Source organism: Microbacterium luticocti DSM 19459, assembly GCF_000422405.1.
GTDB lineage: Bacteria > Actinomycetota > Actinomycetes > Actinomycetales > Microbacteriaceae > Microbacterium > Microbacterium luticocti.
On record NZ_KE383824.1, the window covers coordinates 1 to 23,262 of the forward strand.

Consider the following 23,262-nt stretch of genomic DNA (forward strand, 5'->3'; position numbering starts at 1 on the left):
CCCACGGTGGCCCTCCATCGTCAACGACGACGAGGACCCCGCAGGAATTGACACCACGCTATGGGACTCACCCCACGATCCCGCCGTTCCGGCCTTGAACCAGGCGTTTGATCGCTCAAGAGTCCCAGATGCCACAAGCGGCTTGACCCCTGACGAACTCCGCATGACGCTTCTCAACATTCCTCTACCCCGCTGACGGGCGCAGACGATCGAGCTTCGAAGATAGAGAAGATAGATAGTGTTGGGCTGACATGGAGAGACTTCCGGGTTCTCAGAGCACGGGGCCCGTGCCGAACCACATCATCGAGCAGTATGCCGGTCGGGTGCCGTCCGAGATCATCGAGATGTGGTCTCAGTATGGATATGGCACCGCGGTCGACGGGTTCATCAAGATCATCGACCCCGATGAGTACCGTGAGCGCCTCGCGGAGAGTCTTCCCCGGCCCGACCTCATCCCCGTGTTCGCGACCGGTCTCGCCGACATCATCGCTTGGGACGGGCAGTACTACGTCGACTTCAAGTATCGCTACGGGACGGTGGCGGGTCTCGGTTCCGAGCTCCCGTACTTTCACCTCTTCCTCGACGATGAGGAGTTTCTCCGCGAGGATCTCGAGTGGTCTGCATTTCCGAAGGCCGTAGCCGAACTCGGGCCGTTGGCCGCCGACGAGTGCTTCGGGTATGTGCCGCTGCTGGCACTCGGTGGGCCCGAGAAGGTTTCGCATCTCTCGAAGGTCAAGCTGATCGAACACGTCAACCTGATCACTCAGCTGGCCGGCCCGATTCAGTACTGAGCGCAGCCAGCACCCCTCAGCGCTCTGCGTCTCGCAAGGACACGCCGACGCTCATGCAGTCGAGCAGAGACCCCGACTCGATCGGGTGCCTGGTCGCCTGCGGCGTCGCCAGTCCTCCAGCGTGCGCGGAGAGACATGCGCGATCGTGGCACCCTCCGCGGTCGTCAGCTGAATCACGGTGCCGGCTACAGGAGAGTCTCAACCTGGCTTCGAAGACCTACCTGCGTGAGAGAAACCTGAAACGGGTTGTCACCAGCTACATCGACAAGGTCGCCGGTTTCAACGGAGCAAGGTGGGGCGGCGAGGTTATCGTCCGCCGCGACATCACAGAGCGAGTACGCCACCTTGCCGTCCCCCATTCCGCCAACGAAATGCAATCCAGGATGCTCGATACACTTGCGAAATACGCTCAGGACCATGGCGTGAAGATGATTGTGGAGGTAGTCCGGTGACCGACCGTCTCGTGAGTGTTGAGCTGCAGAAGGACTCACGCATCTTCATCGTCACGTACTCCCGCACGACGGACGGTCATCGACTGATCGATGGTGTGCCGATCGTTGTGCCGACCGCCGACGATGCCACTGCGCTTGGCGAGGCCGTGGTCAACGGATTGCTGCGGTCCACCACGGGAGTGCTGCCACCGCGCGACACCAGCGTGAGTCCACCGGATGCTGAGTTCCTGAGATGGGCTGGCGTTGAGACGTACGCCAAGTACGCCAAGGGTGTCCGCACCGTCGAGGTGTGGGCTGATGGTGACGGAGAACTCGAAGACATCGAGATCACGCCGGAAGGCAATCAGGGCGCCCGCGGCGGCTTCGTTCCTCTCGGCGATCCTGAATCCATCACATTCAACGGACCCACACAGCTCGGTGAGGCAGTCCAGAGAGCGCTCGCATTAGCGACCGCCTGACACGTTGCATCGAGCCGCGGCGTTAGCGGTCATCCTCAACCGCGCCGACACTCGAGCGCAATGCACTTGCAGCGCTGATGAGCGAGTGACCGCGTGCCTCAGTCGTACTCGCTCATCAGCTCCGTCGCCCGACCATCCACCACGCGGCGGGTGGCAACGTAGCTCGCGCGCGTGGTCTTTTCGCTCGCATGCCCGAGCAGGCTTGCCGCCAGCTCGATGCCGCCGCCTGTCTCGGTGTGTGTGGCGGCGCTGCGGCGCATGAGGTGCGTCGTAGCCTCAGCCGGGTCGGTGCCGACCCGTTCCCAGAGCTCCGGCACGGCCTTGCGAAAGGCCCTCATCTGCTTGGCGATACGGTCGGGCGTCAGCCACGAGCCGGCCCGGTTCGGGAAGAGCGGCGCGTCAGGGTCCTCCGGCCCCGCATCCAGACGGCGGGCGACCACATCGAGCGCGCCGGAGGTGAGGTGCACAACGCGGGCCTGCCGAGTCTTCGTGTGAGGCTGCCGCACCGTACCGCGCCCCTTGATACAGACGATGGTGGCCGCGATGGTCACGGTGCTCTCGACGACATCGACGTCGCGCCGGCGCAGCGCGATGACCTCGCCGACCCGCGCCGAGGTCTTGAGGCAGAGCTCCAACACGTCCCGCAACAACAGCCAGTCGCTCTTGCCGCCGCCGCGGCGGAACCCACCGCCCCATCGCTCCAGCTCGTCGCAGACCTCCCGCCATCCCTCGGGGGTGAGCGCTGATTCCTTCTTGGGTGAGCCGGCGAATCGCTCCAGACCGCGTATCGGCTGCACGTGCGTCAGGTCGAGTGCGATGGCGAGGTCGAATGCAGACGTCAGTTGCTTGCGAGCCGCCCGCGCCGCCGCGATGCTCTTGGTGCGCGACATCGCCAGGACAGCTCCCTGCAGCGCGGCGGGCTTCACATGCCGCAGCTGGATGGCGCCGACCTCTGGCAGGTACGTTGCGGCTGTGCGCCGATAGGTACCGATAGTCTGCGGCGTGACCGTCTGCGCAGCCTCTTTGCGGTCAATCCACTCACGCACCAGGTCGGCCACCGTCGAGTCCGGCGTCAGTCCGCCGTCGAAGCCCCCCAGCGCGCCACGCGCCTTCTCGCGCAGTCGGTCCTCCGCCTCCTCCTTGCTCCCGCCGGTTCCGGTTACCTCAACCTACCTGCCGCCGTACGTCCTCAGGCGTGCCCGCGCTGTCCACCGTCCCGGCGTCCGCTGCGTGAACCCGATGCAGCCGAGCTCGCCGGGTGCGAGCGCCCGCCTGCTCACAGTGAGACCTCCTGGTTCTCGAGCCAGGCGAGCAGTGCGGTGCATTCGTACCTCACCGTCTTGTGACTGAGCTTGAGGAACGGCGGGGTGCCGGGGCGCCGGTAGCGGCGCCAGTCCTCCAACGTGCGCGGAGAGACATGCGCGATGCTCGCAGCCTCCGCGGTCGTCAGGAGGACGGGGTCGTGCGGTTGTCGGGTGGTTGTGTTCGTCATGACCGCTCTATGCGCGGTCTCACGTGCCGAAGCGCGGGTACCCGCGTGCATCTGTGGCAATCGGCGCACCAGCGAGCTTTTCACGCCCGGTCGTCGCAACGATCCGGTAACGCGCCGGCCCGAAAACGGGCATTCCGGGGCATAGATGGGAAATGTCTCCGCTCCACCACGGCCAGGCCACAGAACGGGCGCCAAGAAACCGCCGGTCAGAGCACATAAAACACGGTGCCGGCTACAGGACTCGAACCTGCAACCCCCGTATTACAAGTACGGTGCGCTACCAATTGCGCCAAGCCGGCAGAGCGCCCAGTCTACCGGCGCGAGGTCACTTGCCCGTCGTCGCCGACGGCGACGGGGATGCCGGTGTGGCGGTCGGTGTCGGGGACGCCGTGCGGTAGTACGCATCGCTCGAAAGCGTCAACACGAACTGGGCGAACTCCTTGGGATCATCCAGCGCTCCGGCGTAGGGCGTGCCGTTCACCAGGATCATCGGGGTACCGGTCAGGCTCACGCCCTTGGTGTCGGGAATCCCCTCCAACGCCCGTTCGGTGGCCGACTTGACCCAGCCCGCGTAGTCCTCGTTCTCGACGCAGTCACGCACGACCTTGGGCTTGTCGGCCCCCGACGCGATGGCCAGATCGGCCAGCTGCGCGTCGGTGAAGCCGTCGGTGCCCTGGTCGGGCTGCTTGGTCAGCAACGCGTTGTTGAACGCGAAGAACGCACCCGGTGAGTGGGTCGCCACGCACGCCGACGCGCTCGCCGCGCGCAGCGAGTACTTCGTGCCGTTCGACTTCGCTGACAGCATCGCCACCGGGAAGTAGCTCAGTGTCGCGGCATCCTGGCTCACCCACCGGCTCAACTGCTGGGCGTTCGCGATCTGGAACTCTTTCGCGCCCGGCGCGTAGTAGTCGACGTAGATGCGGATGTCGACGGCCCCCGCCGTCGTCGCCGTCGGTACCGGCGTCGCCGTTCCGGCCGTGGTCCCGGTCGGGGTGGGGGTGGGCGTGGCTTCCGGCGCCTGCGCGGGCGAGTCCATCGCCACCCCGGTGATGCTGGTCACCGCGAACCCGTCGTCGACGACGTTCGCGGGCGCCAGGTCGGGGCGAGACGTCTGGGATGCCACGGCCATGGTCACTCCGGCGGCCACCGCGCCGACAACCGCGACGGCCCCGACGGCCAGGGCCGTGCGGCGGATGACGCGGGCACGCTTCTGCTGCGCGTGCACCTGCTGCGCCTTCTCGCGCACGGCGCTGCGACGGCCGTTCGGTTCCGGAACGTTCGATGAATCGTCGTTCGACATGGGTCCTCTTGCAGACTGCTGGCCGGGTTCTCCCGGGGTGCCGCGCGGGTTCCGCGACCGAATCGATGCTAGCCAGGCACCCTGGGAAATCCCCACAGAGCACCGTCTGCCATACTGAGGGGGCGCCCGACGAAGGGCGTGCGGGCCCCGGGGTCCGCTTCCATCACTACGGATCGTCCGGCACGTACCTGCCGGTGAAGGAGAAGAATCGATGGCGTCCGTCACGTTCGACAACGCAACCCGTCTGTACCCCGGAGGCACCCGCCCCGCGGTGGACAAGCTCAACCTCGAGGTCGGCGACGGCGAGTTCCTCGTGCTGGTCGGCCCCTCCGGCTGCGGCAAGTCGACCTCGCTGCGCATGCTGGCCGGCCTCGAAGAGGTCAACTCCGGCCGCATCCTCATCGGCGACCGCGACGTCACCGACGTGCCGCCGAAGGACCGCGACATCGCGATGGTCTTCCAGAACTACGCGCTCTACCCGCACATGACCGTCGCCGAGAACATGGGCTTCGCCCTGAAGATCGCCGGCGTCAAGAAGGAAGAGCGCGCCGCGCGCGTGCTCGAGGCCGCCAAGCTGCTCGACCTCGAGGACTACCTGAACCGCAAGCCGAAGGCCCTCTCGGGTGGTCAGCGTCAGCGTGTCGCCATGGGCCGCGCGATCGTGCGTCAGCCGCAGGTGTTCCTCATGGACGAGCCGCTGTCGAACCTCGACGCCAAGCTGCGCGTGCAGACCCGCACCCAGATCGCGTCGCTGCAGCGCCGCCTGGGTGTCACCACCGTCTACGTCACCCACGACCAGACCGAGGCGCTCACCATGGGCGACCGCATCGCCGTGCTCAAGGACGGCATCCTGCAGCAGGTGGGTACCCCGCGCGACCTGTACGAACAGCCGAACAACGTGTTCGTCGCCGGCTTCATCGGGTCGCCGGCCATGAACCTGTTCCCGACCGACGTCGCCGACGGCGGAGTCGCCTTCGGCAACACCGTCGTCCCGGTCGAGGCATCCACCCTCAACAAGGCCGGTGGACCGCAGGTCACCGTGGGCGTGCGTCCCGAAGACATCCAGGTGGGTCCGGCCGGCGGCCAGGGTCTGTCGGTCGTGGTCGACCTGGTCGAAGAGCTCGGCGCCGACGGCTACCTGTACGGCCACTCCGAGATCGAGGGCACCCGCACCGACATCGTCGCCCGCGTCGACGGCCGCGTGCACCCGAACGCCGGCGAGACCGTCGTGCTCACCCCGATCCACGACCACGTGCACGTGTTCGACCTCGACAGCGGCGAGCGCCTGACCGAAAAGGCCATCGCCTCGGCGTGAGCGACACGTCGATCGCGGCGCGGGTCGGCTCGTCCGGCCCGCGCCGCGTCGCGTCGGAAGGTGTGTCGTGACCGAGGCTCTGAACATCACCGCCAGCGCGGTCGACCCGGGGCTGCTCGCGCTGCCCTGGTCGACGCCACTGGCGGAATGGTCCAGTCGCGACATCGTCTACCTGCCCAAGGGCATCTCGCGCCACCTGGTACGGTTCGCGAACCTGTCGGGGCGTGTCGTCGCGATCAAAGAGACCACGCACGAGATGGCCCGCCGCGAGTACGATCTGCTCGGCAACCTCACCCGCCTCGACGTGCCGTGCGTGGAACGGGTGGCGGTGGTCGCCGGGCGCACCGATGCGTCGGGCGACCCGTTGCCGGCAGCCCTGGTCACCGCACACCTGAAGTTCTCGCTCCCCTACCGGGCGCTGTTCACGCAGGTGCTGCGTCCCGACACCGCCGGCCGCCTCGTCGACGCGCTCGCGGTGCTGCTGGTGCGCCTGCACAACGTCGGCTTCTTCTGGGGCGACGTCTCGCTGTCGAACACGCTCTTCCGCCGCGACGCCGGCGCGTTCGCGGCCTACCTCGTCGACGCCGAGACCGGCGAACTGCACGAGGGCGGACTCACCCGCGGGCAGCGCGAGCACGACCTCGATCTCGCGCACACCAACATCGCCGGCGAGATCCTCGACCTGCAGGCCGGGGGCCGACTCGAAGGCGGCACGGATGCGGTGACCATCGCAGACGGCATCGTCTCGTCGTACCGGTCGCTGTGGGCGGCGCTCACGGACCGCGAGACGTTCGCCGCCAACGAGTCATGGCGCATCACCGAGCGCGTGCAGCGGCTGAACGCCCTCGGTTTCGACATCGGCGAGATGTCGATCCAGACCACACCCGACGGCACCCGGGTCTCGATCCAGCCGAAGGTGGTCGACGCCGGCCACCACCAGCGGCGGCTTCTGCGGCTGACCGGCCTGGACGTCGAAGAGAACCAAGCCCGCCGGCTGCTGAACGACCTCGACGAATACCGGGCCCGGTCGGGCCGGCTCGACGAGGACGAAGAGATGCTCGCACACGAGTGGCTGACCCGCGTGTTCGAGCCGATCGTGCGGGCCATCCCGTTCGAGCTGCGCGCCAAGCTCGAACCGGCCGAGGTGTTCCACCAGGTGCTCGAACACCGCTGGTACATGTCGCAGGCACGCGGGGTATCGGTGCCGCTGGCCGAGGTGCTCACCGGCTACATCGACGACGTGCTGCGGCACCGCCGCGACGAGGCGACGATCATGGGCCCGGCCACCGAGACCATGACGCTGCCGATCCCGCTGGCCGAGGCATCCGGCGACGACGCCACCGGCGTCGACTGGCGCGACCTGGTCTGACCGGGCCGCTCACCGGCTCACTCGGCCGAGGCGGCGGCGTGGCGCATCGTCGCCACCTGGTACAGCGCCACCGAGGTGGCGATGCCGGCGTTCAGCGACTCGGTGGCCGCCTCGATGGGGATCGACACGATCTGATCGCACGTCTCGGTCACCAGCCGCGACAGCCCCTTGCCCTCCGAGCCGCACACGATCACGATCGGCCGATCGGCCAGCGTCAACGTGGGCAGCGCGACGTCGCCGTCGCCGTCCAGTCCGAGGATGAACACGCCCTGCTTCTTGAACTCCTTGAGCGTCGCGGTCAGGTTCGCCGCCAACGCCACCGGCACGCGGGCCGCCGCACCGGCGCTGGTCTTCCAGGCCGCCGCGTTCACGCTCGCCGAGCGACGCTGCGGCAGGATCACGCCCTGCCCGCCGAACGCGGCGACCGACCGGATGATGGCGCCCAGGTTGCGTGGGTCGGTGACCCCGTCCAGCGCCACCAGCAGCGGCGTGCCGCCGTCGGCGAAGACCTCTTCGAGCAGGTCCTGCGGGTGCGCGTACTCGTACGGCGGCACCTTGAGCGCGACGCCCTGATGCACGCCGTCGAACCCGGCCATGCGGTCGAGCTCGGGACGGGTCACCTCGAGCACCGGGATGTCGCGGTGAGCGGCGATCGCGAGCATCTCTTTGACGCGGTCGTCCATCTCCACCCGCTGCGCGATGTACAGCGCGGTGGCGGGGATCTTGGCCCGCAGCGCCTCGAGCACGCTGTTGCGACCGGTGACCGTCTCGGTGTCGTCGTTCTGCTTGCGTCCCCGGGCGGCACGGTTCACGTCGGCCGGCTTGGCCTTGGGCTTGCCGCCGGCGGCGACGTACCGCTCCTGGGCGGCCTTGCGCTTGCCGGCGACGTGCCACGACCGGTCCTCGGCCTTCGGCGTCGGACCCTTGCCCTCCAGCGCCTTGCGGCTGTGACCGCCGGTGCCCTTGGTGGGCCCCTTCTTCTTTCCCCGGCTCGCGCCGGGACGTCCTGGCTTAGCCATGCTGCACGCTCCAATGGGTCCCGTCGGGACCGTCTTCGAGGGAGATCCCGGCCGCCGCGATCGCGTCGCGGATGCGGTCGGCGCTCGCCCAGTCCTTGTCTTGCCGCGCCTGCGCGCGCTGGTCGATCATGGTGCGCACCAGGGCGTCGAGCGCGGATGCCTCGGGCCCGGCCCCGCCGCGCCGCCACTGCGGGTCCAGGGGGTTGATGCCGAGGGTGCCGGTCATCAGGATGACGGCGTCGAATGCCGTGTCCGCCGCATCCTGATCCCCGGCATCCAACGCGGCGTTGCCGGTGCGCACGGTGTCGTGCAGCACGGCCAGGGCCTGCGGCACGCCGAGATCGTCGTCCATCGCCGCAGCGAACGCCTCCGGGTACTCGACGCCGTAGAAGAACCAGCCGTGCTCGCCCCGCGTGCGCAGCACCCGTTGCAGGAAGGTGTGTATGCGCTCGAGCGCCGCCTCGGCCTCGTCGAGCGCCTTGTCGGACACGTCCAGGCTCGACCGGTAGTGCGCTGCGGCCAGCGCGTAGCGCACCACGAGCGGGTCGCGCTCGGCGAGCAGATCGGCGGCGAGCACGAAGTTGCCGAGCGACTTCGACATCTTCTGTCCGTCGACGGTGACCAGTCCGTTGTGCACCCAGTACCGGGCGAAGCCGTCGCCGGCCGCGCCCGACTGGGCGAGCTCGTTCTCGTGGTGCGGAAAGCGCAGGTCGAGCCCGCCGCCGTGGATGTCGAACGTGCCCCCCAGGTAGCGCCGGGCCATGGCCGAGCATTCGATGTGCCAGCCCGGGCGCCCCGGCCCCCACGGCGAGGCCCACACCGCCGACGCCGGCTCGTGGGGCTTGGCGCCCTTCCACAGTGCGAAGTCGTGCGGGTCGCGCTTGCCGCGCGGGTCGGCGTCCTCCGCCGGTTCCATGGCGTCCAGCGACTGCCGGGTCAGCGCGCCGTAGTCCGGCCACGACCGCACGTCGAAATAGACGTCGCCGGCGGCGGCGTAGGCGTGCCCGCGCTCGATCAGCGCGGCGATGAGCTCGATCATCTGCGGGATGTGCCCGGTCGCCCGCGGTTCGTACGTCGGTTCACGGATGCCGATGGCGGCATATGCCGCGGCGAACTCGCGCTCCATGCGGTAGGCCAGCGCCCACCACGGCTCGGTGTCGGTGGCACCGGCCAGCACCTTGTCGTCGATGTCGGTGACGTTGCGCACGAGCGTCACCCGACCGAACCGGTGCCCCAGCCAGCGGGCGAGGATGTCGAAGCTCAGCGCACCGCGCAGGTGCCCCACGTGCGGACCGGACTGGACGGTGGGTCCGCAGACGTAGATCGTGACGTTCTCGGGGTCGCCGGGCACGAACTCGCGCAGGGTCTGCGCCTTGGTGTCATAGAGCCGAACGGTCACCCGCCAAGCCTACCGGCGGGGCTGTGCCGGCATGAGGAGTGCGACGGCGAACGCCTGCACGCCCTCCCCTGTGCCGACGAAGCCCAGCCCGTCGGTCGTGGTCGCCGACACCGACACCGCGGCGCCGCCCAGGGCGGCCGACAGGACGGCCTCGGCCTCGGCGCGGCGGGCCAGAAGCCGCGGCCGGTTCGCCTGCACCTGCACCGCCACGTTGCCGACCGTGAAGCCGGCGGCGGTCACGAGCCGGTGGGTGCGGGCGAGGAAGAGGTCGGCGTGGGCACCCGCGTACTCGGGATGCGCGGTGCCGAAGTGCGTGCCGATGTCGCCGAGTCCGGCCGCCGACAGCAGTGCGTCGACGATCGCATGGGCGACGGCATCCCCGTCGGAATGCCCGACGAGCCCCGGTTCACCGGGCCATTCGAGCCCGGCCAGCCACAGCGGGCCGTCACCGCCGAAGCGGTGCACATCGGTGCCGACGCCGACGCGCGGCAGCACGGCGCTCAGGAGGCGAGGACCTCGTCGAGCAGGCCGCTGGCCTTCTCTTCGTCGGTCTTCTCGGCCAGGGCCAGCTCCGACACGAGGATCTGCCGGGCCTTGGCCAGCATCCGCTTCTCACCGGCCGACAGGCCGCGGTCCTGGTCGCGGCGCCACAGGTCGCGCACGACCTCGCTCACCTTGATCACGTCGCCCGAGGCGAGCTTCTCGAGGTTCGCCTTGTACCGGCGCGACCAGTTGGTGGGCTCCTCGGTGAACGGTGCGCGCAGCACCTCGAAGACCCGCTCGAGTCCTTCGCGGCCGATGACGTCACGGACGCCGACGAGGTCGACGTTGTCTGCAGGGACTTCGATCTTGAGATCGCCTTGGGTGACGTGGAGCTTCAGGTAGAGCTTCTCTTCGCCCTTGATGACCCGGGTCTTCACTTCGGTGATCGTCGCGGCACCGTGGTGGGGATAGACGACGGTCTCGCCAACCTCAAAAAGCATGCAGTTATATCCTTTCGGCGACATCAAGGATACCACAGCCGTTATGCACTAAGGTATGCCCAGCATTCCGGCAGGCGACGCCCGTGCGTGCCGGCGTCCCGCGGAACGGGCGCCGAGACCATAGAATGCAAGGGCACACCGAAAGCCTGTGGGAGGAACAGTGAAATCGCGCCTGCTCGCGTCCGTGGCCGTCAGCGCCGCCGTCATTCTCGGGGCCACCGGCTGCTCGATCATCTCCCCGCAGGGCACGACGATCCCCTACTCCCCCAGCGACGGCATCAACGTGCCCGACGAGCAGGGCGCCCCGCTGCTGGTGCGCAACGCCCTCATCGTCGCCGATGAGCAGGGCACCGTGGGCAACCTCATCGCCGGCGTCGTGAACATGACCGATGCCGCGCACACGCTGACCGTGCAGGTCGGCGAGGGCGCGAACCAGATCACCGAGCAGGTGCAGGTGCCGGCGCACGCGGTGAAGAGCCTCGGCGTGAACGCCGACCCGCTCCGGCTGGACGGGCTCGATGTCAAGCCCGGTGCCACGGTGCCGGTCTACTTCCAGTCCGGCAGCGCGTCGGGCGCCCAGGTCAACGTGCCGGTGCTGGGCGGCGACGAGTCGTACCTGACCAGTCTGGTGCCGCAGCAGACCGAGCCGTCGCACACGCCCTGAGTCAGGGCTCGAACCGGTAGTCAGGCCTCGAACCGGTAGCCCAGACCGCGGATCGTCACGAGCATCGCCGGCTCCCGCGGGTCGGCCTCGATGCGCGACCGGATCCGTTTGATGTGCACGTCGAGCGTCTTGGTGTCGCCGAAGTAGTCGCTGCCCCACACCCGGTCGATGAGCTGGCCGCGGGTGAGCACCCGGCCGGCGTTGCGCATGAGCACCTCGAGCAGCTCGAACTCCTTGAGCGGCATCGCGATCTCGGCGCCGTCGACGGCCACCGTGTGCCGGTCGATGTCGAGCGTGACCCGTCCGCCGGTGAGCACCCGCTCGTCCAGGTCGGCGTCCGCCGCGGCGCTGCGACGCAGCACCGCGCGCATCCGCGCGAGAAGCTCGCGGGTCGAGTAGGGCTTGGTGACGTAGTCGTCGGCGCCCAGTTCCAAGCCCACGACGATGTCGACCTCGCTGTCTTTCGCGGTGAGCATGACGATCGGCACGGCGCTCGCGGCCCGGATCCGACGGCACACCTCGGTGCCGGGCATCCCCGGCAGCATCAGGTCGAGCAGCACGATGTCGGCACCGTGTGCGGCGAAGTGCTCCAGCGCCGACGGCCCGTCCTCGGCGATGTCGACCTCGAACCCTTCGCGGCGCAGCAGATACGCCAGCGGATCGGCCAGATCCGGTTCGTCCTCGACGATCAGCACGCGGGTCATCCGCGGCCCCCCTTCTGCGCCGGCTTCGCGGCATCCTTCTTCGCGGTCTTGGTCTTCTTCTTGGTCTTCTTGGCGGCCCGCGCCGCCGGATCGGGCGACGGTGCCACCGGCAGCCGGATCGTGAACGTCGACCCCTGCCCCGGCCGCGACCACAGCCGCACCTCACCGCCGTGCCGCTGCACGGCGTGCTTGACGATCGCCAGACCCAGCCCGGTGCCGCCGGTGCGGCGCGAGCGGGCCTGGTCGGCGCGGTAGAAGCGCTCGAACACGCGCTCCTGGTCGCTCTCGGCGATGCCGATGCCCTGGTCGGTGACCGAGATCTCGACGACCCCGTCCACGCGCTTGACGCCGATGCCCACGTGCGATCCGCGCGGCGAGTACGCGACGGCGTTGGCGAGCAGGTTACCGACCGCCTCGCCCAGCACCTGCGGGTCGCCGTGCACCAGCTCGCCGCGGTCACCGCCGCGCACGAGTTCGACGCCGGCGGAGCCTGCCGCGGTGGCGTGCGCCTCGATCGCGGCGACCACCAGCTCGTCGACCGACACGTCGCGCATGGCGGCGGGCTGCTCGGACTGCAGCCGCGACAGACTCATGATGCGTGTGGTGAGCGTGCCCAGGCGCTCGGCCTCGTTCAGCAGACGGCGGGCGAACTCGTGCACCTGCGCGGGATCGTCGGCGGCCGAGTCGATCGCCTCCGCGAGCAGACCGACCGCGCCCACCGGGGTCTTCAGCTCGTGGCTGGTGTTGGCCACGAAGTCACGCCGCATCTGCTCGACCCGCTCCTGCTCGGTGACATCGCGCAGCACCACCAGCACCAGGCGCGAAGTGACGGCCCGGGCGCGCACCGACATGGCGCGTTGCTCGCCGGCACGCATCAGCCGCATGGTGACGGCGGCGGATGCGGTTCCCGCACGGGCCGCGCGGGCCAGCAGTGCGAGCTCCTCGCCCGGAAGGGTCGCCTGTTCGCGCAGCCCGTAGGCGTCGGCGGCGGGCGAGGCGGCCACCACGATGCCCGACGGGTTCACCACCACGGCGGGATCGTCCATGCCGGCGAGCACGTCGCGCGCCCCCTCGGGCACGTCGGCCGAGCCGTGCTCGAGGGCACGGTCGCGGGCGCGGTACGCGGCCACCACGACCAGCGCGACCGAACCGCCCAAGACGACACCGATCAGCAGCGCCAACAGGGCGAGCTGAGCGGTGTCCATGCGTCCAGCGTAGGGTGCACCTGCGGCCGATCCGTGCGATCGGCAGGTTGTGGCATCCGTCACGGACAGAGTTCACCGGCACGGCACCGTCCGTTAACCTTCGATGACGAAGATCGCTGTGACCGGGACGTGAGCCGTCCCCCCGATCCCGAGAAACGGTGCCCCATGCGCGAAGTGTTCCATCAGTCGCTCGAGGACGTCCAGGGGCGCCTCGTCGAGATCGCCGGGCTCGTGACATCCGCCATCGAGAAGGCGACCGCCGCGTTCGCCACAGGCGACGTCACGCTGGCCGAAGAGGTCATCGACGCCGACAGCGTCATCGACGACAAGGCGGTGGCGCTGGACGGGCTGGCGATCGAGATCCTCGCGCGGCAGCAGCCGGTCGCGCGCGATCTGCGCATCGTGGTGATGAGCCTGCGGGTGAGCGCCTCGCTGGAGCGGATGGGCGACATCGCCGAGCACATCGCGCAGTTGACCCGGATGCGGTTCCCGGAGCGCGCGGTGCCGAAGGGCCTGCGCTCCACGTTCTCGAAGATGGGCGAGCTGGACGTCGAGGTCGCCCGCACGCTCACCGCGCTGCTGCGCACGCAGGATCTGGAACTCGTGGAGCGGATCCGCACCATCGACGACGCGATCGACGAACTGCACATCGCCGTGTTCGAGAAGGTGCTCAGCGACAACTGGAACGGCGAGGCCACGGCGACCGTGGATGCCACCCTCGCCAGCCGCTACCACGAGCGGTTCGCCGACCACGCCGTGTCGGTGGCCAAGAAGGTGCTGTACCTGGCGACCGGCGACTGGACCGCCGACGTCGAGGGCGCCGAGTAGGGGGCGGTGCCCCGAGTCAGCATCGCCGCCGTGCTAGGTTGACCTCGTGCCGCGGCAGCTGCGGTCGGTCACATGACCGAGGAAGGACACCGGTGACACACGATGGCGCACGTTCTCATCATCGCCGCAGTCGTCCTCACCATCGCCGCCGTCATCGTCGGCTTCGCCCTCGTGATCTGGGCGGTCGTCGCGATCGTCCGGGCCGTGGCTCGGAATCCGCGTCGCTGACCCCGCCCCGGCTCAGCGGCCCTGGTTGGCGACCGCGGCGGCGCCGGCGGCGGCAGCGGCGGGATCGAGGTACTCTCCCGGCTGCAGCGGCATGACGTCCTCGCCGAGCCGGTACACCAGCGGGATGCCGGTGGGGATGTTCAGCTCGGAGATGTCGGCGTCGCTGATGCCGTCGAGGTGCTTGACCAGGGCGCGCAGCGAATTGCCGTGCGCGGCGACGAGCACCGTCTTGCCCGCCTGCAGGTCGGGGACGATCGCGTCGCGCCAGTACGGCAGCAGCCGGTCGATGACGAGCTTGAGCGATTCGGTGCGCGGGATCTCGCCGTCGATGCCGACGTAGCGCGGATCGTTCACCTGGCTGTACTCGCTGTCGTCGGGCAGCGGCGGCGGCGGCACGTCGAACGAGCGGCGCCACAGCATGAACTGCTCCTGCCCGAACTCGGCGAGGGTCTGCGCCTTGTCTTTGCCCTGCAGCGCGCCGTAGTGCCGCTCGTTGAGCCGCCACGAGCGGCGCACCGGGATCCACAGCCGGTCGGCGGCGTCCAGCGCGATGTCGGCGGTCTGGATCGCGCGCGAGAGCACCGAGGTGTGCACGACGTCGGGCAGCAGCCCCGTCTCGGCCAGCAGCTCACCGCCGCGCTGCGCCTCGGCCTTGCCCTGGTCGGTCAGGCGCACGTCCACCCAGCCGGTGAACTGGTTCGACTTGTTCCATTCGCTCTGGCCATGGCGCAGCAGGATCAGCGTGTACGGGGCGGTCATGCCTGCCAGCTTACCGAGCGCGGGATGCCATCATGGATGACCGTGACATCCTCGCCCGTCGGTCGCCCCACCCGCGGCACGACGGGCACCAACCGGTTGCGTCGGGTGGACCGTTGGATCGCCCGCCATGCCGCGCTGCGCCGCGCGACCGACCCGCTCGTGGTCGATCTCGGCTACGGCGCCCGCGGGGTCACCGCGTTCGAGCTCGAGGCGCGGCTGCGGCGAGTACGCCCCGATGTCGAGGTGTGGGGCCTGGAGATCGACCCGGCACGCGTCGACCGCGCCCGATCCGAGCTGGCCGAGGTGCGCGCCGGTCGCACACCGTTCCGCGCCGACGCCCGCGTCGATTTCGCCCGCGGCGGCTTCGAGGTGCCCACGCCCGCCGGCCGGCGCCCCGCGGTGATCCGTGCGTTCAACGTGCTGCGGCAGTATGACGAGGCCGATGTGCACGATGCCTGGGCCCGTCTGGCCCCACGGCTCGCCCCCGGCGGAGTCGTCGTGGAGGGCACCTGCGACGAGCTCGGCCGGGTGAGCACCTGGGTGGCGTTCGGCCCGGATGCCGTACCCACGACGCTGACCGTGTCGCTGCGACTGGCCGGGCTCGAGCATCCATCGATCGCTGCGGAGCGACTGCCGAAGGCGCTCATCCACCGCAATGTGCCGGGCGAGCCGGTGCACGAGCTGATGCGGGCGCTGGACCGCGAGTGGGACCGCGCCGCCGCGGTGTCGGCGTTCGGCGCCGAGCAGCGGTGGCGCGCCGCGCTGCAGGGCCTGGTCGAGACCGGCTGGCCGCTGCGGCAGCGTTCGCGCTGGCGGCTGGGCGAGCTCACCGTGCCGTGGACGTCGGTCGCCCCGCGCGGCTGAGCGGACACGCGACGAAGCGACACGCGGCGAAAGCCACCGGGACGCGGCGAGAATCGACATCCCGGTCGAGAATCCCGGCAACGCGGCGATTCTCGACCGCGAGCGCGATTCTCGCGGTCGTTGCGGGTCAGCGGCGCGGGTCAGCGGCGCCGGCCCAGGCGCGGAATGCGCGGGACGGATGCGGTGGCCCCCGCCTCGGGCGGCACCACGACCTCCTGGGCGGCGGCGACCGCCCCGTCGGCGGTGTCGACCACCAGTTCGGCGTCGACCGGCACGGTGCGCCGCACCAGTGCGAGCGCGATCGGCCCCTGCTCGTAGTGCAGCGCGGCCGCGAGCACGGTTCCCACCGCCTGCTCGCCCGCACGCACGGTGTCGCCGCGCGCGGGCAGAGCGGACTCGCTGCCGTCCAACTGCAGCGCGACCAGCCGCCGCGGTGGGTGACCCAGGTTGTGCACCTTGGCGACCGTCTCCTGACCGCGGTAGCAGCCCTTGCTCAGGTGCACGGCACTGCGCAACCAGTCCACCTCGTGCGGCAGCATCCGCTCGTCGGCGTCGGCCATCCGCGGACGCCAGGCGGCGATACGCAGCGCCTCGACCGCCGACGACCCGGCCAACCGCAGCGTGCCGGCTGCGGCATCCCGCGCCAGACGCTCGGCCTCGTCGGCGTCGATCAGCGCCTCGGCCCACTCCCTGTCGGCACCGGGGTGCGGGTCGGCCGCGCTGTAGGCCCAGCCGCCGGTGACCACGCCCGGCCACGGGTCGTGCCAGACCAACGGCACTGCGGTCGGTGCCGCCGCGTGCACCGCCGACAGGGCCGCGGCCGTGCCGCCGACCACCGCCAGCTCGTCGCCCGCATCGCGCGGGGCCACGCGCAGCCGGAAGCGCATCTTGGTCAGGAACGAAAGCAGGCCCGCGGCATCCTGCCGGTCGACGATCAGCCACGCGGTGGTGCCGTCGTCGACGACGGATGCCGCGTGCTCGACGTGGCCGTTCGGGTCGAGCACGAGCAGCTCGGCGCTCTGCCCGGGCGCCAGCGTGCTCACCCGCTGCGTCGAGAACGACTCCAGCCAGCTCAGCCGGTCTTCACCGGGCACCGCCAGCACGGTGCGCTCGCCCAGCGGCGCGACCGCGTGCCCGTCGGCGAGCGCGCGCTGCTCGGCGAGCGGAGCGCCCAGGTGCGCCAGCACCCCGTCGGTCACGATGGCGCCGGGCGCCGCCTGCAACAGCCGCGCGAACGCGTCCATCACTGCACCTTCGCGAGTCGGGCCGACGCGTGCGAGGCCATCGGCGCGCCCAAGGCTGCGACATCCCACGCCCACAGCAGGTGGCCCTCGACCAGCCCGTACATGCGGGATGCCGCGGCGTACGCCTTGGCGCCGGCCGGGCGCACCACCGCGTCGGTGGCGATGTCGATGCGCGGGCCGCGGATCTGGCCCAGGTACAGCTCGCTGACCCCGTCGGAGTGGACGATCGACGCCTCGATGTCGAAGCCGCCCTCGGCGCCGCGCAGCGCCTCGACGTCCTCGGCGGTGCGGGCGGGCGCGCTCGTGCGGGCCGGCAGCAGCCCGGGGCCGGGCTCCGCGTCGGTCTGCGCCCGAGCGAGCCGCCAGTAGCCGACCTCGGCGACCAGTCGGGTGCGTGCGTCGCCCTCGCCGATCCAGGCGTCCGCGGAGTAGTTCAGATAGGGGCCGCCGTCGTGGCTGAAGCTGACCCGGTGGCCGAACTCGCCGGTGTAGCGGTGCTCGCCGGCGGTGTAGTCGATGACCCCGCTGCCCTCCCACACTCCCAGCAGCCACGCCAGCGGCGCGAGGTCGGCGGGCAGTCCGGTCGGGATCTCGATCACGGCCGTCAGCGCTGGCCGCGGTAGAGGTTCTTGATCACGACCGCCGAGACGAACACGATGGCCAGCGAGGCGAGGCCCAGCAGGCCGACGAAGAACAGTTCCAGCGCCATGAGGTCCATGGCTCCACTCTATCCCGCTCTATGCCGGCACGAGCGCGGCCAGGCCCAGCCCGGCACTGATCAGACCGAGCACCACCAGGGCCCCCAGCGTGCTGAACGCGACCCGGGCGATGAACCGGTGCGGCCGACCGACCCACAGCTGCACGGCGAAGGCCAGCACGAGGCATCCGGCCATGCCGATCGCAAGCCACACGGCCCGCTGGCCGGGAGCGGCGAACACGGCGATCGCGGTGCCGATCAGCGCGGCGGCGACCCAGACGGCGACGATGCCGCCGAAGGAACCGCGCGGCGCGAGCTCAGGCGTGGACGACATACGGCCATTCTGACACGCCGTAAGATGGGCCATCGGCGTGCGGAGGATCCGGCGTGGCACAGCTTCTCGTTCTCACTTCAGCGGGCGAGTCCGCCCTGCCCGCGCTCGAGCTGTTGTCGCATCGGGTGCGCGTGATCGCAGCCGACCCGGCACAGCTCGTGGCCGCTCCGGCCGCCGACGCGATCCTGCTCGACGCGCGCGCCGACCTGGTCGCCGCCAAGTCGCTGTGCCGGGTGCTGACCGCGACCGGCCTGGACGCGCCGCTGCTGCTGATCGTCACCGAGGGCGGCATGGCCGCGGTGACCACGGACTGGGGTGCCGACGACGTCGTGCTCGCCGACGCCGGACCCGCCGAGGTCGACGCCCGCATCCGCCTCGCGGTGGGCCGGTCGCGCCAGGCGCAGCCGGCGCCCGTGCAGGCGGCGGGTCTGAGCATCGACGAGTCGTCGTACTCGGCCAAGCTGCACGGCCGCCCGCTCGATCTGACCTACAAGGAATTCCAGCTGCTGCACTTCCTCGCCGCCCACCCGTCCCGGGTGTTCACCCGCGAGCAGCTGCTGAGCGAAGTGTGGGGGTACGACTACTACGGCGGCACCCGCACCGTCGACGTGCACGTGCGCAGGCTGCGCGCCAAGCTCGGCGAAGCCGAGCAGTTGATCGGCACGGTGCGCAACGTCGGGTACCGGTTCGCGGTCGCCGACGACCAGGCCGAACCGACCCGGAACCCACACCGTTAACCGCAACGCCACCTTGCCCTGCAATGATGTTGGGATGATCGAACACGAGGTCTTGGACACCGGTCTGGACGACGGGGAGGACGACGACTTCGACCTCGACGAGGTCTACGACTCCGAACTGCCCGAGGGCCGCTACCTCGACCGCGAGCTGAGCTGGCTGGCGTTCAACCAGCGCGTGCTCGAACTGGCCGAAGATCCCACGATCCCGGTGCTCGAGCGCTCGAACTTCCTCGCGATCTTCGCCAGCAACCTCGACGAGTTCTTCATGGTGCGCGTGGCGGGGCTGCGCCGCCGCATCGTCACCGGTCTGGCCGTGCCCACCAACGTCGGCCGCGCCCCGCAGGACGTTCTCACCGACATCTCGTCCGAGGCGCACCGGCTGCAGCTGCGGCACGCCGCGGTGTGGACCACACAGGTCAAGCCCGCCCTCGCCGAGGCCGGCATCGACTTCCTCACCTGGGACGAGCTCACCGACGGCGAGCGCACCGACCTGTACCGCTACTTCCAAGAGCAGGTGTTCCCGGTGCTGACCCCGCTCGCGGTCGACCCCGCGCATCCGTTCCCCTACATCTCGGGACTGTCGCTGAATCTCGCGATCCGCATCCGCAACGCCCGCACCGGTCGGCAGGAGTTCGCGCGACTGAAGGTACCGCCGATGCTCCCCCGGTTCGTGCGGGTCGACGACGGGTCCGACCGCTCCCGGTTCCTGCCGCTGGAAGACCTCATCGCGAACAACCTCGCCGATCTGTTCCCGGGCATGGAGATCCTCGACCACCACACGTTCCGCCTCACCCGCAACGAGGACATGGAGATCGAAGAGGACGAGACCGAGAACCTCATCCAGGCGCTCGAGGCCGAACTGCTGCGGCGCCGGTTCGGGCCGCCGATCCGCCTCGAGGTCACCGAGGACATGGACGACCTCACCCTCGACCTGCTCATCGACGAGCTCGCGATCACCGCCCAGCAGGTGCACCGCCTGCCGGGGCCGCTGGATCTGCGCGGACTGTTCGACCTGAACCGCATCGACCGGCCCGACCTGCGCTACCCGCCGCACGTGCCGATCACCGCCGTCGCGTTCCAGCCCGGCGACAGCAACGAGCGTGCCGACCTGTTCGCGGCGATCCGCAAGGGCGATGTGCTGGTGCACCACCCGTACGAGTCGTTCGCCACGAGCGTCCAGGCGTTCCTCGAGCAGGCCGCGAAAGACCCGCACGTGCTCGCCATCAAACAGACGCTGTACCGCACCTCGGGCGACAGCCCGATCGTGCAGGCGCTCATCGACGCCGCCGAAGCCGGCAAGCAGGTGCTCGCCCTGGTCGAGGTGAAGGCCCGTTTCGACGAGGCCAACAACATCACCTGGGCGCGCAAGCTCGAAAAGGCGGGGGTGCACGTGGTGTACGGCCTGGTCGGCTTGAAGACGCACGCGAAGCTCGCGCTGGTGGTGCGCGAAGAAGAAGGGATGCTGCGCAGTTACGCGCACATCGGCACCGGAAACTACAACCCCAAGACCAGCCGCATCTACGAGGACTTCGGGCTGTTCACCGCCGACGAACAGGTCGGGCGCGATCTGATCCGGCTGTTCAACGAGCTCAGCGGCTATGCGATCGAGAAGAAGTTCAAGCGTCTGCTGGTCGCGCCCCGGCACCTGCGCAAGGGGCTGCTGCGCCTGATCGACAAGGAGCGGCGCAACGCGCTGGCCGGCCGGCCGGCCGGCATCCGGATCAAGGTCAATTCGATGGTCGACGAGCAGATCATCGACGCGCTCTACCGCGCCAGTCAGGCCGGGGTGCCGGTCCAGGTGTGGGTGCGTGGCATCTGCAGCCTCAAGCCCGGGGTGCCCGGGATGAGCGAGAACGTCACGGTCCGCAGCATCCTGGGCCGTTACCTGGAGCATTCCCGCATCTTCTCGTTCGAAAACGACGGCGACCCGCAGGTGTACATCGGCAGCGCCGACATGATGCACCGCAACCTCGACCGCCGCATCGAGGCGCTCGTGCGGGTCACGGCGCCTGCCCACATCAAGATCCTCGAAGACCTGTTCACCCTGGCGATGAGCGACGGCACCAGTTCGTGGCATCTGCAGCCCGACGGCGAATGGGTCAGACACAGCGTCGGCGAGAACGGCAGGCGCCTGGTCGACCTGCAGGACAAGACCATGACGACCGTGCAGCGGCGGCGGCGGGCGCGGGTGGTGCGATGAGCGAGACCGCCGTCTACGCCGCCGGCGGTGTCGTGTGGCGCCTGGTCGAGGGCAAGCTCAAAGTGCTGGTGATCCATCGCACCGCGTACGCCGACGTCACGCTGCCCAAGGGCAAGGTCGACCCCGGCGAGACGCTCGCCGAGACCGCGGTGCGCGAGATCTTCGAAGAGACCGGCATCGGGGTGCACCTGGGTGTGCCGGTGGGGGTGTCGCGGTACGTCCTGCCCAGCAAGCGGACCAAGATCGTGCACTACTGGGCGGCCCACGCGTCGGACGACGCGATCCGCGCCTCGCGGTTCGTGCCCAACAAAGAGATCGCCGCGCTCGAATGGCTCTCACCCAAGAAGGCGCGGGCACGGCTGAGCTACCCGGTCGACATCGAGATCCTCGAGAACTTCCTCGAACTGGTGGACGACGGCGTGCTGCACACCTTTCCGGTGGTGGTGCTGCGCCACGCCAAGGCGCTGTCGCGCTCGGACTGGGACGGCGAGGACGCGCTGCGCCCGCTCACCTCCCGCGGCGCCGCCCAGGCACGCGCGGTCGCCGGGCCGCTGCGCGCGTTCGGCGTGCGCAGGATCGTCGCCTCCGACGCCGTACGGTGCGTGGCCACGGTCACCCCGCTCGCGGCGGCCATCGGCAAGCCCGTCCACCGCACCCCCGCGATCAGCCAGGACGCCTGGGAAGAGGGCACCTCCGACGTGCGCGGCGTCGTCGGCCGGCGGGTCCGCGCCGGCAAGCCCGCCGTGCTGTGCAGCCACGGCCCGGTGATCCCCGACATCCTGCGCGAGCTCGCGCTGGCCACCGGCACGCTGCGCGGATCGTATCTGGATGCCGCAGCCGACCTGGTCGTGGGTGCCTTCTCGGTCGTGCACCTGTCGGCCAGCAACCCCGGATCGGGCATCGTCACCATCGAGACGCACGAGCCCAGCGCCTGAGGCGGCGGGCCCGACGCGGCGAGCCGAGGGCCGTTCACCTTCCGTTCACCCGTACAGCGCACTCTGGTCACCGACGCGCTCTACGGTCGAGCCGAGCCCCGCACCGGGGCCCGCATCCCCGACACGTGAAGGATTCACACAGTGAAGCTCACCCGCATCGCCCCGCTGGGCGCCCTGGCCCTGTGCGGCGCCCTCGTCCTGGCCGGCTGCGCCGCGAACGAGTCCGGCTCCGGCGCCACCCCGTCGTCCGGTTCGTCCGACACGAAGCTGGCGGGCACGATCAACGGCATCGGTTCGTCGGCCCAGGGCACGGCCCAGCAGACCTGGATCGCCGGCATCCAGACCGCCAACCCGGACCTCAACATCAACTACGACCCGCAGGGCTCGGGCGCCGGCCGCAAGAGCTTCATCTCGGGCGCGGCCGACTTCGCCGGCTCGGACGCGGCGCTGTCGGACGACGAGCTGAAGGGCACCTTCGCGGTGTGCGCCGACGGCTCCAAGGCCATCGACCTGCCGGTCTACATCTCGCCGATCGCGATCGCGTACAACGTCGAGGGCCTGACCGACCTGAAGCTGGACGCCGCGACCATCGCGGGCATCTTCTCGGGCAAGATCACCACCTGGAACGACCCGAAGATCGCCGCCTTGAACGAGGGCGCGAAGCTGCCGGACGCGGCGATCACCGTGGTGCACCGCTCGGACGACTCGGGCACGACCCAGAACTTCACCGAGTACCTGGCCGCGAACGCGAAGGACGTGTGGACGGCCGAGCCGTCGCAGACCTTCCCGTTCCAGGTCGGTGACGCCGCCAAGGGCACCTCGGGGGTGGCCGAGGCCACCAAGAACGCGAAGAACTCGATCACCTACATCGACGAGTCGGGGGCCGCCGGGCTCTCGATCGCCGAGCTGAAGGTGGGCGACGCGTTCGTGAAGATCTCGGCCGACGGCGCCGCCGCGGTGGTCGCCGACTCGCCGCTGGTCACCGGCCGCGAGCAGAACGACCTGGCCATCGCCATCGACCGCACCGACACCAAGGCGAACGCCTGGCCGCTGGTGCTGGTCTCGTACATGATCACCTGCCAGGAGTACAAGGACGCCGCCAAGGGAGCCCTGGTCAGCGCCTACGTGCAGTACGTCGCCTCGGACGCCGCACAGAAGGCGGCCGCCGCGCAGGCCGGCTCGGCGCCGCTGTCGGCCGAGCTGTCGGCCAAGGTGATCGCCGCAGCCCAGACGATCAAGTGAGCACCTCGGTCCGGCCCGGACACCCGCCCGGGCCGGACCGCCG

The 23,262-nt window shown here is 69.9% G+C and carries 25 protein-coding genes, 1 tRNA gene and 1 pseudogene; 13 read left to right on the forward strand and 14 right to left on the reverse strand.

The genetic code is table 11. From position 1 onward, the window contains the following. The first annotated feature begins 251 nt into the window (after positions 1-251). The 3 genes from H577_RS0113210 to H577_RS0113215 are packed head-to-tail and all read left to right on the forward strand — an operon-like array spanning position 252 to position 1,701. On the forward strand, positions 252-791 hold the full coding sequence (locus H577_RS0113210) for a T6SS immunity protein Tdi1 domain-containing protein (RefSeq protein WP_029146346.1): 540 nt from the start codon (positions 252-254) through the stop codon (positions 789-791). A 53-nt stretch (positions 792-844) separates the two neighbouring features. Next, the gene (locus H577_RS18305; protein WP_425411322.1) at positions 845-1,243 is read left to right on the forward strand and encodes an endonuclease toxin domain-containing protein; all 399 of its coding nucleotides are present in this window, start codon (positions 845-847) and stop codon (positions 1,241-1,243) included. Next, positions 1,240-1,701, forward strand: a complete 462-nt coding sequence (locus H577_RS0113215) for a hypothetical protein (RefSeq protein WP_029146347.1) — start codon at positions 1,240-1,242, stop codon at positions 1,699-1,701. Before H577_RS18305 ends, H577_RS0113215 begins: the two co-directional genes overlap by 4 nt. A gap of 98 nt (positions 1,702-1,799) precedes the next feature. Here the strand turns inward: H577_RS0113215 and H577_RS0113220 are convergent, their stop codons facing one another. From H577_RS0113220 to H577_RS0113235, 4 genes are all read right to left on the reverse strand, one after another. Then, positions 1,800-2,759 (reverse strand): tyrosine-type recombinase/integrase, encoded by a 960-nt coding sequence (locus H577_RS0113220; RefSeq protein ID WP_156876663.1) that lies wholly within the window; start codon positions 2,757-2,759, stop codon positions 1,800-1,802. Between the two features lie 218 nt (positions 2,760-2,977). Next, positions 2,978-3,193, reverse strand: coding sequence for a helix-turn-helix transcriptional regulator (locus H577_RS0113225; RefSeq protein ID WP_029146349.1), 216 nt, complete (start codon positions 3,191-3,193; stop codon positions 2,978-2,980). Between the two features lie 226 nt (positions 3,194-3,419). Next, positions 3,420-3,492: transfer RNA gene (locus H577_RS0113230), tRNA-Thr, on the reverse strand. Positions 3,493-3,518: 26 nt separating this feature from the next. Beyond that, on the reverse strand, positions 3,519-4,493 hold the full coding sequence (locus tag H577_RS0113235) for a DsbA family protein (protein WP_029146350.1): 975 nt from the start codon (positions 4,491-4,493) through the stop codon (positions 3,519-3,521). 211 nt (positions 4,494-4,704) lie between these two features. On the opposite strand from H577_RS0113235, the gene H577_RS0113240 reads away from it, so the two are divergent. Together H577_RS0113240 and H577_RS0113245 are read left to right on the forward strand one after the other, a co-directional pair. Further along, positions 4,705-5,808, forward strand: a complete 1,104-nt coding sequence (locus tag H577_RS0113240; protein ID WP_029146351.1) for an ABC transporter ATP-binding protein — start codon at positions 4,705-4,707, stop codon at positions 5,806-5,808. Between the two features lie 67 nt (positions 5,809-5,875). Next, positions 5,876-7,177: a DUF4032 domain-containing protein gene (locus tag H577_RS0113245; RefSeq protein ID WP_029146352.1), complete on the forward strand. Its 1,302-nt coding sequence runs from the start codon at positions 5,876-5,878 to the stop codon at positions 7,175-7,177. A gap of 17 nt (positions 7,178-7,194) precedes the next feature. On the opposite strand, the gene rlmB is transcribed toward H577_RS0113245, so the two are convergent. From rlmB to H577_RS0113265, 4 genes and pseudogenes are all read right to left on the reverse strand, one after another. Next, positions 7,195-8,196, reverse strand: coding sequence for a 23S rRNA (guanosine(2251)-2'-O)-methyltransferase RlmB (gene rlmB / locus H577_RS0113250; RefSeq protein ID WP_029146353.1), 1,002 nt, complete (start codon positions 8,194-8,196; stop codon positions 7,195-7,197). After that, positions 8,189-9,595 (reverse strand): cysteine--tRNA ligase, encoded by a 1,407-nt coding sequence (gene cysS / locus H577_RS0113255; RefSeq protein ID WP_029146354.1) that lies wholly within the window; start codon positions 9,593-9,595, stop codon positions 8,189-8,191. The genes rlmB and cysS overlap by 8 nt, the downstream gene beginning before the upstream one ends. 9 nt (positions 9,596-9,604) lie before the next feature. Beyond that, positions 9,605-10,147 (reverse strand): annotated as a pseudogene (ispF, locus tag H577_RS0113260) (2-C-methyl-D-erythritol 2,4-cyclodiphosphate synthase); the annotation flags it as partial. Continuing rightward, positions 10,096-10,578, reverse strand: a complete 483-nt coding sequence (locus H577_RS0113265; RefSeq protein ID WP_029146356.1) for a CarD family transcriptional regulator — start codon at positions 10,576-10,578, stop codon at positions 10,096-10,098. The pseudogene ispF and the gene H577_RS0113265, both read right to left, overlap by 52 nt. 160 nt (positions 10,579-10,738) lie before the next feature. Between H577_RS0113265 and H577_RS0113270 the strand changes: the two genes are divergently transcribed. Next, complete coding sequence (locus H577_RS0113270; protein WP_029146357.1) at positions 10,739-11,242, forward strand: hypothetical protein; 504 nt, start codon at positions 10,739-10,741, stop codon at positions 11,240-11,242. A 20-nt stretch (positions 11,243-11,262) separates the two neighbouring features. On the opposite strand, the gene H577_RS0113275 is transcribed toward H577_RS0113270, so the two are convergent. Together H577_RS0113275 and H577_RS0113280 are read right to left on the reverse strand one after the other, a co-directional pair. Next, the gene (locus H577_RS0113275) at positions 11,263-11,946 is read right to left on the reverse strand and encodes a response regulator transcription factor (RefSeq protein ID WP_029146358.1); all 684 of its coding nucleotides are present in this window, start codon (positions 11,944-11,946) and stop codon (positions 11,263-11,265) included. Next, positions 11,943-13,151 carry a sensor histidine kinase gene (locus H577_RS0113280; protein WP_029146359.1) on the reverse strand — a complete coding sequence of 403 codons (1,209 nt, stop codon included), beginning with the start codon at positions 13,149-13,151 and terminating at the stop codon, positions 11,943-11,945. The genes H577_RS0113275 and H577_RS0113280 overlap by 4 nt, the downstream gene beginning before the upstream one ends. 165 nt (positions 13,152-13,316) lie before the next feature. Here H577_RS0113280 and phoU point away from each other — a divergent pair, with 165 nt between their 5' ends. Together phoU and H577_RS18185 are read left to right on the forward strand one after the other, a co-directional pair. Further along, complete coding sequence (gene phoU, locus H577_RS0113285) at positions 13,317-13,979, forward strand: phosphate signaling complex protein PhoU (protein ID WP_029146360.1); 663 nt, start codon at positions 13,317-13,319, stop codon at positions 13,977-13,979. 102 nt (positions 13,980-14,081) lie between these two features. Beyond that, positions 14,082-14,207, forward strand: a complete 126-nt coding sequence (locus H577_RS18185; protein WP_281166869.1) for a hypothetical protein — start codon at positions 14,082-14,084, stop codon at positions 14,205-14,207. Between the two features lie 12 nt (positions 14,208-14,219). On the opposite strand, the gene H577_RS0113295 is transcribed toward H577_RS18185, so the two are convergent. Beyond that, positions 14,220-14,966 (reverse strand): phosphoglyceromutase, encoded by a 747-nt coding sequence (locus H577_RS0113295; protein ID WP_029146361.1) that lies wholly within the window; start codon positions 14,964-14,966, stop codon positions 14,220-14,222. Between the two features lie 36 nt (positions 14,967-15,002). Between H577_RS0113295 and H577_RS0113300 the strand changes: the two genes are divergently transcribed. After that, positions 15,003-15,830 carry a class I SAM-dependent methyltransferase gene (locus H577_RS0113300; RefSeq protein WP_029146362.1) on the forward strand — a complete coding sequence of 276 codons (828 nt, stop codon included), beginning with the start codon at positions 15,003-15,005 and terminating at the stop codon, positions 15,828-15,830. A 140-nt stretch (positions 15,831-15,970) separates the two neighbouring features. Here the strand turns inward: H577_RS0113300 and ygfZ are convergent, their stop codons facing one another. From ygfZ to H577_RS0113320, 3 genes are all read right to left on the reverse strand, one after another. Continuing rightward, positions 15,971-17,074 carry a CAF17-like 4Fe-4S cluster assembly/insertion protein YgfZ gene (gene ygfZ, locus H577_RS0113305; protein WP_029146363.1) on the reverse strand — a complete coding sequence of 368 codons (1,104 nt, stop codon included), beginning with the start codon at positions 17,072-17,074 and terminating at the stop codon, positions 15,971-15,973. Then, entirely contained in the window at positions 17,074-17,673 is a 600-nt protein-coding gene (locus H577_RS0113310; RefSeq protein ID WP_029146364.1) for a nitrobindin family protein, read from the reverse strand. Before H577_RS0113310 ends, ygfZ begins: the two co-directional genes overlap by 1 nt. A 138-nt stretch (positions 17,674-17,811) precedes the next feature. Continuing rightward, positions 17,812-18,105, reverse strand: a complete 294-nt coding sequence (locus tag H577_RS0113320; RefSeq protein ID WP_029146366.1) for a hypothetical protein — start codon at positions 18,103-18,105, stop codon at positions 17,812-17,814. Between the two features lie 53 nt (positions 18,106-18,158). On the opposite strand from H577_RS0113320, the gene H577_RS0113325 reads away from it, so the two are divergent. The 4 genes from H577_RS0113325 to pstS all read left to right on the forward strand — a co-directional run bounded on the left by H577_RS0113325 (position 18,159) and on the right by pstS (position 23,219). Continuing rightward, on the forward strand, positions 18,159-18,842 hold the full coding sequence (locus tag H577_RS0113325) for a response regulator transcription factor (protein ID WP_029146367.1): 684 nt from the start codon (positions 18,159-18,161) through the stop codon (positions 18,840-18,842). A gap of 34 nt (positions 18,843-18,876) precedes the next feature. Then, positions 18,877-21,042: an RNA degradosome polyphosphate kinase gene (locus H577_RS0113330; RefSeq protein WP_029146368.1), complete on the forward strand. Its 2,166-nt coding sequence runs from the start codon at positions 18,877-18,879 to the stop codon at positions 21,040-21,042. Continuing rightward, entirely contained in the window at positions 21,039-21,977 is a 939-nt protein-coding gene (locus tag H577_RS0113335; protein WP_029146369.1) for an NUDIX hydrolase, read from the forward strand. The genes H577_RS0113330 and H577_RS0113335 overlap by 4 nt, the downstream gene beginning before the upstream one ends. 141 nt (positions 21,978-22,118) lie before the next feature. Beyond that, positions 22,119-23,219, forward strand: coding sequence for a phosphate ABC transporter substrate-binding protein PstS (gene pstS / locus H577_RS0113340; RefSeq protein ID WP_029146370.1), 1,101 nt, complete (start codon positions 22,119-22,121; stop codon positions 23,217-23,219). Positions 23,220-23,262: the final 43 nt, after the last annotated feature.